Below are 11,911 nucleotides of genomic sequence, written 5' to 3'. Positions count from 1 at the left end.
TGGCAGTGCTCACATGCCGGCGGCCACCCATCGAGTCTCACTCACGACCCGATGAGTCCCATTAGGTGCGGTGAGCGACATCGGCGAGGTGGTCGCGCAGGAGAGCCAGAGCCCTTTCCAGCGTTTCCCCCGGGACCAGCGCCGTGCCCCTTTCCGGGTCGACGACGGTGGTCGGCGCGTCGGGGTCGGGGGTCGCCGGGCCGAGGGCGAGGCCTTCGTGGCCGGGGGTGCCGCCGAACTGGCCGGGCGCGTGGTGATAACCGCGGTGGACGCCGGCTTCGGCGGGCAGATCAACCCACGGCCCGTCGTCGACGACCGCCCGCACGATGCAGTGGTTCCAGCCTTCGAGGTCCGGCCCCGGAGTGACCGACACCTCACCACGCGTGCGGGGGTGATCGAGCTCCCAGTCGACGTGCATCTCGTCGCCGTCGGCGAAGCAGCGCAGCACCGACGCGTGCGTACGGCCGTTGCGGTCGACGGCGGTCAGCGTCACCGAGTCGGGGCCGTGCGCGAAGACATTCGTGATCATTCCGAAGAACTCGGGGAGGTTCCGAGGGTCGGACAACAAGTGGAAGACCGTGTCCTGCGACGCGGCCACCTCGACCGCGCGTTCGTGGGTCGTCATTCGTGAACCTTCCATCGCTGCGAATTGATCTCCCCGCACTCCAACGCGTACCCGGATGAGCGACATGCGCACATTGCGCGGTCAGGCGAAGCGGGGAGNTGGGTCGTCATTCGTGAACCTTCCATCGCTGCGAATTGATCTCCCCGCACTCCAACGCGTACCCGGATGAGCGACATGCGCACATTGCGCGGTCAGGCGAAGCGGGGAGGGGCGCGGGGAGGGACGCGGCCCGGGAACGGCGAGGACCCCGGTCCGCCCACGTGGGGCGGGCCGGGGTCCCGTGCGGCCGGGGTCAGCGGCGGCGAGCCCGGGGGCCGGTCTCGGCGGCACGCTGGGGCTGCTTGCGGCTGCTCTTCGCGCGAGCGGCCTGCGCGTCGTCGTGCTCGGCGACGATGGTGCCGGACTCGTGCGCGGAGTTCGCCGCGGGCGAGCGGTCCTGCGACGACGCCCGGTCCTGGGCGGAGCGGTTCTGCGCGCGGGCCTCGTCGCCGGTCTGGGCGGCGTCCGAGAACATCGGGCTCTTGTTCATGTGCGGCTTGGCCTTCTGCTTGGCCATGGTGGTTCCTCCTTGGGGGGAGCCCACGGGGCTGGGCTCTTCCTCACTGTGGCACCGACGCTCACGGTTCGCCTCCCGACCGATTACGCTCCGCAGTCAATCCGCCGACACGGGACGCTTTTCGGCAGGTCGCGGGCGCAGTCCGGCCAATGCCGTCTCGACAACCCGATCGGCGTATTCCGCCGTCAACGGGCCGGTGCGCAGCAGCCACCGCTGGAAGACCGGTGCCCAGATCATGTCGACCGCGGCGTCCAGGTCGACGTCGGCCGAGAGCTCGCCGGCCTCCTGTGCCGCACGCAGCCGTCGGCGCTTCAGTTCGTGGACCGGTGCGTGCAGCCGGTCCGCGTACGCGGCGGCGAGCTCCGTGTCGTGCAGGATCTCGCCGGTCAGGGCGCGTGTCGGCAGGTCGATGCGCGGGTTGTTGAATTCCTCGACGGTGGCCCTGAGCACGGTCTTGAGATCGGCTTCGAGGTCGCCGGTGTCCGGGAGGGCCGCGTCCGGAACCGCCTCCCCCTCGGGGCCCTCGCTGAGCGCCAGGAAGGCCTCGAACAGCACCGCACCCTTCGACGGCCACCACCGGTAGATCGTCTGCTTGCCGACGCCGGCGCGGGCGGCGATCGCCTCGATGCTGAGCTTCGCGTAGCCGACCTCGCCGACGAGGTCGAACGCCGCGGTCAGGATCGCCCGGCGGGACGCCTCGCTGCGGCGTGCGGCGTTGGGGCTCTGTTTCTGCATGGCGACCACCGTAGCAATTCGTGAGACGAGACGTTGCGTCTTGACAATGAGTCGGCCGGCGGCCACAGTGGTTGCCACAGAACGAGACGCAACGTCTCGTCTTGAGAGGAGAAGCCTTCATGCGTACCCCGGCCACACCCGGCACCCCGCGCGTTTGGTTCGTCACCGGTGCCAGCCGCGGGCTCGGACGGGCCTTCGCCGAGGCAGCGCTCGCCGCCGGCGACAAGGTCGCAGCCGCAGCGCGGAGCCGCGAGGCACTCGAACACCTGGCCGACACGCACGGTCGCGACCGGGTACTGCCGCTCACCCTCGACGTGACCGACCGGGCCGCGGTCTTCCGCGCGGTCGACGCGGCCGTCGGGCATTTCGGGCGGCTCGACATCGTCGTCAACAACGCCGGAACCCTGTCGATGGGCATGATCGAGGAATTCACCGAAGCCGAGGCGCGTGCCCAGATGGAGACGAACTTCTTCGGCGCGCTGTGGGTGAGCCAGGCGGTGATGCCGCATCTGCGCACCCGGGGCGAGGGTCACATCGTGCAGATATCGAGCATCGGCGGCCTGGGCGGCTTCCCGCTGTCCGGGATGTACACGGCAAGCAAGTTCGCGCTTGAGGGCATGAGCGAGGCACTCGCCCTGGAGGCCGCGCAGTTCGGCGTCAAGGTGAGCATCGTCCAGCCCGGCGGCTACTGGACCGACCTCTACACCGCCATGCGCAGCACGACACCGATCGAAGCGTACGCGCCGCTGCGCGCCGAACTGGAGAAGATGTGGGCCGACGGATCAGTGGACAGCGCACCGGAGTTGGCGGCCGTCGCGCTGATGAAGCTGGTCGACAGCGACGAACCGCCGCTGCGCCTGCTGCTGGGCGGCATGGTCTACGACCTGGCCTTCGACATCTCGCGGCGGCGCATGGAGACGTGGGCGCGCTGGGAGGACGTCAGCCGCGCCGCGGAACACGCCATTCCCGCACCGGGTTCGGAGGCGGCGCGGCGGCACTAGCCGGCCTCCTCCCGCAACCCCGGTATCACCAGGCCGGATTCGTACGCCGCGACCACCGCTTGGGTGCGATCCCGCAGCGCGAGCTTGGCCAGAATGCGGCTCACGTGGGTCTTCACGGTCTCCTCGCTGACCGACAGCCGCGCGGCGATCTCGGGGTTCGACAGACCGGACGCGATCCTCCGCAGCACCTCGGTCTCGCGCGGGGTCAGCCTGTCGAGGGCCACCGGAGGCGCCGCGTCCGGGTGCCGGGCCCGGAGGCGGGCGAACTCGCCGATCAGGCGGCGGGTCACCGTGGGGGCGAGGAGCGCCTCGCCCGAGGCGACGACGCGGACCGCGTCGAAGAGGCGTTCGGCGGTGACGTCCTTGAGGAGGAAGCCGCTCGCGCCGGCGGCGAGCGCGTCGTACACGTGCTCGTCGAGGTCGAACGTGGTCAGGATGAGGATGCGCGGGCCGGTCCCGGCGGCGGGCGCGGCGATGCGCCCGGTTGCCTCGATGCCGTCCATGCCGGGCATGCGAACGTCCATGAGCACCACGTCGGGCGTCTGCTCGGCACACACGCGGACCGCCTCGGCACCGTCGGCCGCGGTGCCGACGACGGCGAAGTCCGGCTGTGTGGCGAGGAGTCCGGCGAAGCCGGCGCGTACCACCTCGTGGTCGTCCACGACGACGACACGGATCACACCGGCTCCTCGGTCGCGGGGATCGGCAGCCGGGCCTCGACGACGAAGCCGCCGCCCGGCGCGGCACCCGTGGTCAGCTCGCCGCCGACCATCGCCGCCCTCTCGTGCATGCCGACCAAGCCGTGCCCGGTGCCCGGCGTCCGCGTCACACCGCCTCCTCCGTCCCGCCCGGGGGCGCCCGCACCCGGTCCGGGGCCATTGTCGCGGATACGCACATGCAGCCCGCCCGGGGTGTAGCGCAGTTCGACGTCGACCGCGGCGCCGGGGGCGTGGCGTCGCGCGTTGGTCAGCGCCTCTTGCACGATGCGATACGCGGTGAGGCCGATGCCCGGGTCGAGCGGCACCACCCTGCCCTGCACGATCAGTCGGGTCGTGGCGCCGGCGGCGTCGCGCGAATCGTCGACGAGTTCGATGAGCTGTTCCAGAGCGGGTTGCGGTCTGCGGCCACCGCTGGTTCCGGCGTCCTCGCGGAGGACGCCGAGCAGTCTGCGCATCTCGGTGAGGGCGGCGCGTGCGGTGTCGCCGATGGCGAGAAGCCGCTTCGCGCCCTCGGCCGGGAGCCCGGCCGTGGTGAGGCGGGCGGTCTCGGCCTGCACGCTGATCATCGAGATGTGGTGCGCGACGACGTCGTGGAGCTCGCGGGCGATCCTGGCCCGTTCGCCGCGCGCGGCGTGCTCGTGGAGACTGTCCGCGACAGCCTGCGCGGCGGCGCTGTGCACGCGGGCGGAGGTGCGGTCGCGCCCGACGGTCGCGAAGCCGACCGCCGCGGGCGCCGATGCGGTGAGCGCCACGGCGACGAACCGCTCCCAGACGGAATCGCCCCCGAGGGAAGCCACCGCCCAGCCGAGGAAGACCGGCAGCGGTGTCGCGGCGAGGAACGGCGAGCCGCGCCACGCGAGTTGGTGCAGGACGGCGACCTGGGCCGCGACGCCCGCCAGGGTCAGGGCGTTGAACGGCATGAGCGAGAAGACCGCAGCGAGGGTCACCAGCACGGTCGACGAGGCCAAGTGGACCGGCGCCAGGGCGAGCGGCACGGTGGTCAGCAGCGCGAGAGCGACCGCGATCGCGCTGCTGTTGCCGCCGCCACCCACGACCGCGGATCCGGTCCGATCGGCGAGATCGGGAGCAGTCGCCGGGTCACCCCCGAACCGAACGATCGTCTCGCTTACGGCGAGCAGGCTGAGCACGGCAGCGGTGTACGCGGCCGTGCGCGGTTCGTTGAGCCAGCGTGTCCACGGCATGGCCGGCATCGACCTCGTGATCGTCGGTGGTGCGGGGCGGTTTTCGTGGCAGGGGCGTCACCGACGTCGGTGCGGACACGCCGCACGCGGTCCTCGACCACTCCCAATGACGTGGACGCCACGCGTTCGACCCGTGTTCGAAACGGTGCCGCGCTCCCGCACTTCCACGCGGCCCCGGTCGGACTCCATTGTCCCCGCACGCTCGGCCGCTTCGCGTCCCCCCGCGCGGCAATCCGTGCGTCCCTCGTGTAGGGGATACGCACCCCTCCCCTCCCCCGGGCACGTGAGCCGGAAAACGGCTCGTCGGCGTGACGACCGGGCGGCGGCCCGCTCCCTAGCCTCGCTGCCATGGACGCAACCATTGAAGTCACGGACCTGCGCAAGCGGTTCGGACCGGCTGTCGCCGTGGACGATCTGTCGTTCACCGCACGGCCGGGCCAGGTCACCGGCTTCGTCGGGCCCAACGGGGCCGGCAAGTCGACGACGATGCGGATCCTGCTCGGCCTGGATGCCGCCGACCATGGCCAGGCGCTCGTGGGCGGGCGGGCATACCGGTCCCTGCGGACGCCGCTGTACGAGGTCGGGGCGCTGCTCGACGCCGCCGCCGTACATCCGGGCCGCAGCGGGCGGGACCATCTGCGGTGGCTGGCGTACTCGCACGGCCTGTCGACCCGCCGGGTCGATGAACTGCTGGAACTGGTGGGGCTCTCTTCGGCGGGCCGGCGTCGCGCGGGCGGTTACTCGCTGGGCATGCGGCAGCGGCTCGGGATCGCGGCGGCGCTGCTCGGCGACCCGCCGGTGCTGGTGTTCGACGAACCGGTGAACGGGCTCGACCCGGAGGGCGTGCGCTGGATCCGCGGGTTCCTGCGGTCGCTGGCGGCCGAGGGACGCACGGTGTTGATCTCCAGTCACCTGATGAGCGAGCTGGAGGACAGCGCGGACCATCTCATCGTCATCGGCCGGGGGCGGCTCATCGCGGACACGGGTGTCGCGGAGCTGCTCGCGGCAGCGTCCGGGGAGCGGGTGGCGGTGCGTACCGCCGAGCGGACGCAGGCGATGGCCGCGCTGACCGATGAGGGCGCGACCGTGGCGGCGACCGGACGGGACACGCTCATCGTCACGGGGCTGCCGGCGCAGCAGGTCGTGCGGGTCCTGGGGACGCACGAGATCGCGTTCTCCGAAGTGGCGGCACATCGTGCGTCGTTGGAGGAGGCCTACATGGAACTGACACGTGGGGCAGCCGAGTTCGAGACCGCGAACAAAGACGGCGAGGTATCGCGATGAGCGCCCCGGTGCCCGCTCCCCCGGTTTCCGGCTACCGGTCGCCGCACGCGCGCGGGGGTGCGGGGTTCGGCCGGCTCCTGCATGCCGAGTGGACGAAGCTGCGCACGGTCCGGCGCTGGGGGTACGCGCTGATCGGCGCGGTCGTGCTGACTGTGCTGGTCGCGCTGTTGGCAGCGGGCGGCAGCGAGATCAAGGGCGGGGGTCCGAGTGGCCCGACGCTCGGACCGAACGGCCGGCCGGTGAGTGACGGGTTCCGGTTCGTGCACCAGCCGTTGACCGGCGACGGGACGGTCACGGTGCGTGTCGACAGCCTGGTCGCGCAGAAGAACCAGCGCCCCAACGGTCGCGAGGGCTCGGCCGCGCCGTGGGCGAAGGCCGGGCTGATCATGAAGGCGTCGACGCTGCCGGGGTCGACTTATGCGGCGGCGTTGCTGACGCACAGTCACGGAGTGCGGTTCCAGTACGACTTCACCCACGATGTGGCGGGCAGCGATGCGCCGCCGGATCGGCCGCGATGGCTGCGGCTGACCCGCGCGGGCGACGTCGTCACGGCGTACGAGTCCGCCGACGGTGTGCGTTGGGACAAGATCGGCGCGACGGAGGCGCCGGACCTGCCGGAGACCGTGCACGTGGGGATGTTCGTGGCGTCTCCGATGGCGTACAACTTCGAGCGTGCTTTCGGCTCCACCGGTGTCGACGGGACGTTCACGCTGTCGACGGGGACGTTCCGCGATTTCTCGGTCGACGGCCGTACCGAGGGGCCACTGCGGGTGACGGATGTGGGTGCGCAGGGCAGCGGGCCGGGCGCGTCCGGCGATGGTGACGCCCCTACGTCCCCGGCCGGCGTGACAGACGCCCAGGGCAACTCGTCGTCGGAGTCGGGCGGTGTGCACACGATCGTGTCGACGGGCGACATCGCGCCGATGGAGGCGGACGTCGACCTCACCCAGCAGGGCCTGTCCGGCGCGGTGATCGGCCTGATCCCGTTGGCGGCGCTGGGCGTCCTGTTCATCACGGCGGAGTTCCGCAGGGGCATGATCGCCACGACGTTCACCGCGAGTCCTCGGCGGGGCCGGGTGCTGGCCGCGAAGGCCGTGGTGCTCGGTGGTACCACGTTCGTCGCGGGCGCGGTGGCGGCATCGGTCGCATTCGTGGTGAGTCAGCCGCTCCTGCGTGGCAAGGGCCACAGACCGCCGGTGTATCCCGAGCTGACGCTCGCCGACGGCTCGGTGCTGCGCGCGGTGTTGGGTACGGCCTTGGTGCTGGCACTCGTCGCCGTCCTGGCGCTCGCGGTCGGTGCGTTGGTGCGGAATACGGCGGCGTCGGTGACGGTGATCGTCGTGCTGCTGGTGCTGCCGCAGATTTTGGTGGCGGGGTTGCCGTTGGGTGCGGCGCGGCTGGTCGTGCAGGCGACTCCGGCGGCCGGTTTCGCGGTGCAGCGCACGATCGAGGACTTTCCGCAGGTCGAGTCCGCGTGCCTGCCCGAGGACGGCTGCTATCCGCAGGGTGCCGGGGCGGGTTTGGCGGTGTTGTGCGTGTACGTGGCCGTGGCGCTGGGTCTGGCCGTGTGGCAGTTGCGCCGGAGGCGCGCGTGAGCGCCGGACCGGCGCAGGCGGGGGCCCGGCCGGGGTCGGTCACCGCCGAGGCGGGCCGGGCCCGCCGGCATGCGTGCCGCGCGGAGTTCGCGAAATCGGCGAGCCTGCACAGCACTTGGTGGCTGCTTCTGGCGGTCGCGGGGTTGACCGTGGTGTTGGGCGCGGCGGCGGTCGGGACGGTCGACACCGACCAGTGCCGTACTCCTTCTTTGTGCCATGAGGACACGGTGAAACTGAGCCTGACCGGTGTATGGGTCGGGCAGACCGCGGTGGCGGTGTTCGGCGTGCTCGCGGTGGCGGGAGAGTACGGCACCGGCACGATGCGCGTGACGTTGGCCGCGATGCCGGACAGAACGCGGGTGGTGGCGGCGAAGGCGTCGGTGGTCGCGGCGCTGACGGCGGTGTCCGCGCTGCTCGCCGTGGCGGGGTCGGTGGCCGTCGGCCGGGTTCTGTTGTCGGACGCCGGGTTCACACGCGCCAACGGGTATGAGCCGCTGTCGCTTGCGGACGGGGCCACGGCGCGTGCCGCGTTCGGGTCGGTGGTCTATCTGATGCTGGTCGCGTTGCTGAGTGTCGGGTTGGCGTTCGTCGTCCGTGACACGGCCGGAGCGATCGGCGGCGTGTTGGGGCTGCTGTACGCGTTCCCCGTCGCCGCGTCGCTGGTGTCGGACGACGCGTGGAAGGAGTGGCTCACCCGGCTCGCGCCCGCGTCGGCCGGGTTGGCGGTCCAGTCGACGCGCGACTTGGACAAGTTGGCGATCGCTCCTTGGCCGGGGCTCGGGGTGTTGTCGCTGTATGCGGCAGGGGCGTTGGTCCTCGGCGGGTTCGTGTTGTGTCGTCGGGACGCGTGAGCCGGTGGGCATCGGGGCCGGCAAGTCCCGTGTCGCCTGCGGGGGTTGGTCGGCACCGGCCCGTTTCACGGGGCCAGTGCCGTTGCGATGACCTCGGGTGCCTCGGCCAACGACGGGCCGTACCAGGTGAGGTGACGGCCGCTCAGGAGGACGGGCCGGATGCCGGGGAAGCTTTCGGGTCCGTCGTCGGCGGTGAAGTAGTACGGCTCGTCGGGGAGGACGACCAGGTCGGGTTTCGCGGCCAGCAGTTCGTCGAGGGGGATCTTCGGGTAGCGGTCGGGGTGTTCGGCGTAGATGTTGGTGACGCCGAACCTGGCCAGCAGGTCGCCGGCGAATGTGTCGCGGCCGACGACCATCCACGGGCGGCGCCAGATGGGGATCACGGCGGTGCGCCCCGGCCGCGTTGTGGCGTCGACGTCCGCCCAGGCCCGGCGGGCGGCGTCGAGCCAGGGCGGGGACGGCAGGCGGCACGCGACGGTGAGCATGCGCTCCAGCGATGTGAACGCCTCGGTGAGCGTGCGGACTTGGGTCACCCAGACGGGAAGTCCCGCGTTGCGAAGCGCGTCGAGGTCGGGGACGCGGTTTTCTTCCTCGTTGGCGATCACGAGGTCGGGGGCGAGTGCGGTGATGGCGTCGATGTCAGGGTTCTTGGTGCCGCGTACGCGGACGACGTCCAGGTCGGCGGGGTGGCTGCACCAGTCGGTCGCGCCGACGAGCAGGCCGGGCCGGGTGGCGGCGACGGCCTCGGTGAGCGACGGCACGAGGGACACGACCCGGCGTACTTCCGGGGGGACGAGAACGGGCAGGCCGAGATCGTCGGTGGTTTCGAAGCGGTCGGAAATCTGCTCGTCCATCCGTTCTCCTGTTCACAAGGCGTCACTTTGCTGCTGCCGTGGAATTTTCGCATCCGATGATTCCGCGGTTTCCGACACCTGGCGTTCATCCGACTGTTCCTGTCGCCGGATAGCGGCAGATTCGCCTGGGTAGTGCCTTAGCGTCCTGATGGGGTGAATCGGGAAAAACGCCAAGGGGGTTACGTGGCACAGCCTTTCGAACTGCCGGATTTCTACATGCCTTATCCGGCGCGGCTCAATCCGCATCTCGAAGCGGCGCGCACGCACACGAAGGAATGGGCGCGCGAGATGGGGATGTTGGAGGGGTCGGGCGTCTGGACCGGGGCGGACCTGGACGCGCACGACTACGCGCTGCTGTGCTCCTACACACATCCCGACTGCGACGCCGAGAAGTTGGCCCTCGTGACCGACTGGTACACGTGGGTCTTCTTTTTCGACGACCACTTCCTGGAGGTGTTCAAGCGCACGCAGGACCGCAAGGGCGGCAAGGCGTACCTGGACCGGCTGCCGCTGTTCATGCCCGTCGACATGACGGCGGGCGTTCCCGAGTCCACCAATCCGGTCGAGGCCGGTCTCGCGGACCTGTGGGCGCGTACCGTGCCCTCGATGTCCCGCGAATGGCGCGAGCGGTTCGCGGAGCACACGAAGAACCTGCTCGACGAGTCGCTGTGGGAGCTGTCGAACATCAATGCCGGCCGGATCCCGAACCCGGTCGAATACATCGAGATGCGCCGCAAGGTCGGCGGCGCGCCGTGGTCGGCGAACCTCGTCGAATACGCGGTCGGCGCCGAAGTGCCGCCTCGTGTCGCCGAGTCGCGTCCGCTGCGGGTGCTGCGCGAGACGTTCGCGGACGCGGTGCATCTGCGCAACGATCTGTTCTCGTACCAGCGCGAGACCGAGGAGGAGGGGGAACTCAGCAACGGCGTCCTGGTGTTGGAGACGTTCTTCGGCTGCGGGACGCAGGAGGCCGCCGATGCCGTCAACAACCTGCTCACCTCGCGCCTTCACCAGTTCGAGGACACCGTCTTCACCGAACTGGCCCCGCTGTTCGCCGAGCACGGCATCGACGCGCGGGGCGCCGCCGATGTCCTGGCGTACGCCAAGGGCCTCCAGGACTGGCAGTCGGGCGGCCACGAGTGGCACATGCGGTCCAGCCGCTACATGAACGAACGCGCGAACACGGGGGGTGGCCTGCCCTTCCCGTTCGCGCCGTCGGGCATCGGCATGTCGGCGGCGAACATCGCCGCGACGCTCACGCGCGCGCGGCGGCGCCTGCACACGCCGCGTCCGGTGGGTCCGTCGGTCGTGCCCGAGATCGAGATGCCGTTCCCGCTCGCGCTCAGCCCGCACGCGGAGGACGCGCGCGAACTCTCGGTCGACTGGGCGCGCGCGATGGGCATGATCGGCCCCGGGGCCGCTGCCGCGGGCACCGACGTGTGGACCGAGGAGATGCTGCGCGGCTTCGACTTCGCGCTGTGCTCGGCGGGCCTCGATCCCGACGCGACACCCGAGGAACTGGCGCTGTCGGCCTGCTGGCTCACGTGGGGCACCTACGTGGACGACTACTTCCCGGCGGTCTACGGACGCATCGGCGACGTGCTCGGCGCCAAGGTGTGCGCCGACCGCCTCGCCGCCCAGATGCCGGTGGACGGCACGCCCGCGCCGCCGGCGACCACGCCGATGGAGCGGGGGCTCGCCGACCTGTGGGGGCGTACGACCGGTTCCGTCTCCGACGAGGTGCGGCGAGCGCACCGCCAGTCGATCACCTCGATGCTCGACGGCATGGTGTGGGAGGTCGCCAACCTCGCGAAGCAGCAGGCCCCGGACCCGGTCGACTACATCGAGATGCGCCGCCGGACCTTCGGCTCGGACCTCACCATGAGCCTGTGCCGCCTCGCGCACGGCGCGGGCCTGCCCGACGAGGTGTTCCGCAGCGGCCCGGTGCGGTCGCTGGAGAACTCGGCCGCCGATTTCGCGTGCCTTCTGAACGACCTGTTCTCGTACCAGAAGGAGATCGAATACGAGGGCGAGATCCACAACTCGGTCCTTGTCGTCGAGCGCTTCTTCGACTGCGACCACCCGACCGCGGTTCGGATCGTCGCCGACCTGATGCACCGGCGGCTGAGCCAGTTCCAGCATGTGGTGGACCACGAACTCCCGGTACTGTGCGAAGACTTCGCGATCGGACCGGAAGGCCGACGGAGCCTTGAGGCGTACGTCGACGACCTCCGCAACTGGCTCGCCGGCATCCTCAACTGGCACCGGGGGGTGCAGCGCTACGACGAGGCCACGCTGCGCCGCAACTTCTCCCGCGACACGGCCGCCGTCCCACGGACACCCTCGTCGTGGTCGGCCCCGCCGGTGTCACCGGTCAAACCACCGCTTCCGTCGTTCGCCGTCCCGCAGCTCTCCGGCACGGGGACGTCGTCCGCGCACGTCCACGACGTCCTCAAGCGCGCGCCGGCGCGCTGACGGCGAAATCTGCGGCC

Annotated in this window: 11 protein-coding genes; 5 read left to right on the top strand and 6 right to left on the bottom strand. The window is 70.9% G+C overall.

Translation table 11 applies throughout. The features are described from left to right. Nucleotides 1-61: 61 nt before the first annotated feature. The 3 genes from ACRX5W_RS20220 to ACRX5W_RS20210 all read right to left on the bottom strand — a co-directional run bounded on the left by ACRX5W_RS20220 (nucleotide 62) and on the right by ACRX5W_RS20210 (nucleotide 1,916). A complete protein-coding gene (locus ACRX5W_RS20220) occupies nucleotides 62-625 on the bottom strand; it encodes an SRPBCC family protein (protein WP_436789615.1) in 564 nt (187 codons plus the stop codon). 292 nt (nucleotides 626-917) lie between these two features. Continuing rightward, nucleotides 918-1,181: a hypothetical protein gene (locus ACRX5W_RS20215; protein ID WP_436789614.1), complete on the bottom strand. Its 264-nt coding sequence runs from the start codon at nucleotides 1,179-1,181 to the stop codon at nucleotides 918-920. A gap of 96 nt (nucleotides 1,182-1,277) precedes the next feature. Next, entirely contained in the window at nucleotides 1,278-1,916 is a 639-nt protein-coding gene (locus tag ACRX5W_RS20210) for a TetR/AcrR family transcriptional regulator (RefSeq protein ID WP_436789613.1), read from the bottom strand. Nucleotides 1,917-2,035: 119 nt separating this feature from the next. On the opposite strand from ACRX5W_RS20210, the gene ACRX5W_RS20205 reads away from it, so the two are divergent. Next, nucleotides 2,036-2,917: an SDR family NAD(P)-dependent oxidoreductase gene (locus ACRX5W_RS20205; protein ID WP_436789612.1), complete on the top strand. Its 882-nt coding sequence runs from the start codon at nucleotides 2,036-2,038 to the stop codon at nucleotides 2,915-2,917. On the opposite strand, the gene ACRX5W_RS20200 is transcribed toward ACRX5W_RS20205, so the two are convergent. Beyond that, nucleotides 2,914-3,597, bottom strand: a complete 684-nt coding sequence (locus ACRX5W_RS20200) for a response regulator (protein ID WP_436789611.1) — start codon at nucleotides 3,595-3,597, stop codon at nucleotides 2,914-2,916. The two genes, ACRX5W_RS20205 and ACRX5W_RS20200, sit on opposite strands and share 4 nt — an antisense overlap. Then, on the bottom strand, nucleotides 3,594-4,838 hold the full coding sequence (locus ACRX5W_RS20195) for a sensor histidine kinase (RefSeq protein WP_436789610.1): 1,245 nt from the start codon (nucleotides 4,836-4,838) through the stop codon (nucleotides 3,594-3,596). The genes ACRX5W_RS20200 and ACRX5W_RS20195 overlap by 4 nt, the downstream gene beginning before the upstream one ends. Before the next feature lie 348 nt (nucleotides 4,839-5,186). On the opposite strand from ACRX5W_RS20195, the gene ACRX5W_RS20190 reads away from it, so the two are divergent. From ACRX5W_RS20190 to ACRX5W_RS20180, 3 genes are read left to right on the top strand one after another with little or no spacing between them, the layout of a single operon-like run. Beyond that, the gene (locus ACRX5W_RS20190) at nucleotides 5,187-6,122 is read left to right on the top strand and encodes an ABC transporter ATP-binding protein (protein ID WP_436789609.1); all 936 of its coding nucleotides are present in this window, start codon (nucleotides 5,187-5,189) and stop codon (nucleotides 6,120-6,122) included. Further along, nucleotides 6,119-7,717, top strand: a complete 1,599-nt coding sequence (locus ACRX5W_RS20185) for an ABC transporter permease subunit (protein WP_436789608.1) — start codon at nucleotides 6,119-6,121, stop codon at nucleotides 7,715-7,717. Before ACRX5W_RS20190 ends, ACRX5W_RS20185 begins: the two co-directional genes overlap by 4 nt. Further along, complete coding sequence (locus ACRX5W_RS20180; protein ID WP_436789607.1) at nucleotides 7,714-8,568, top strand: ABC transporter permease subunit; 855 nt, start codon at nucleotides 7,714-7,716, stop codon at nucleotides 8,566-8,568. Before ACRX5W_RS20185 ends, ACRX5W_RS20180 begins: the two co-directional genes overlap by 4 nt. Nucleotides 8,569-8,633: 65 nt before the next feature. Here the strand turns inward: ACRX5W_RS20180 and ACRX5W_RS20175 are convergent, their stop codons facing one another. Further along, nucleotides 8,634-9,422: a helical backbone metal receptor gene (locus tag ACRX5W_RS20175; protein WP_436789606.1), complete on the bottom strand. Its 789-nt coding sequence runs from the start codon at nucleotides 9,420-9,422 to the stop codon at nucleotides 8,634-8,636. Nucleotides 9,423-9,605: 183 nt separating this feature from the next. Between ACRX5W_RS20175 and ACRX5W_RS20170 the strand changes: the two genes are divergently transcribed. Further along, complete coding sequence (locus ACRX5W_RS20170; RefSeq protein ID WP_436789605.1) at nucleotides 9,606-11,894, top strand: terpene synthase family protein; 2,289 nt, start codon at nucleotides 9,606-9,608, stop codon at nucleotides 11,892-11,894. Nucleotides 11,895-11,911 lie beyond the last annotated feature (17 nt).

This window comes from Yinghuangia sp. YIM S10712 (genome assembly GCF_051388935.1).
GTDB lineage: Bacteria > Actinomycetota > Actinomycetes > Streptomycetales > Streptomycetaceae > Yinghuangia.
Note: the sequence above shows the minus strand (reverse complement) of the source record. Positions and strands in the feature narration are given on the sequence as shown.

Coding starts and splice junctions, on each gene's coding strand:
- ACRX5W_RS20220 (WP_436789615.1), bottom strand. CDS start 625: ATGACGACCCACGAACGCGCGGTCGAGGTGGCCGCGTCGCAGGACACG.
- ACRX5W_RS20215 (WP_436789614.1), bottom strand. CDS start 1,181: ATGGCCAAGCAGAAGGCCAAGCCGCACATGAACAAGAGCCCGATGTTC.
- ACRX5W_RS20210 (WP_436789613.1), bottom strand. CDS start 1,916: ATGCAGAAACAGAGCCCCAACGCCGCACGCCGCAGCGAGGCGTCCCGC.
- ACRX5W_RS20205 (WP_436789612.1), top strand. CDS start 2,036: ATGCGTACCCCGGCCACACCCGGCACCCCGCGCGTTTGGTTCGTCACC.
- ACRX5W_RS20195 (WP_436789610.1), bottom strand. CDS start 4,838: ATGCCGTGGACACGCTGGCTCAACGAACCGCGCACGGCCGCGTACACC.
- ACRX5W_RS20190 (WP_436789609.1), top strand. CDS start 5,187: ATGGACGCAACCATTGAAGTCACGGACCTGCGCAAGCGGTTCGGACCG.
- ACRX5W_RS20185 (WP_436789608.1), top strand. CDS start 6,119: ATGAGCGCCCCGGTGCCCGCTCCCCCGGTTTCCGGCTACCGGTCGCCG.
- ACRX5W_RS20175 (WP_436789606.1), bottom strand. CDS start 9,422: ATGGACGAGCAGATTTCCGACCGCTTCGAAACCACCGACGATCTCGGC.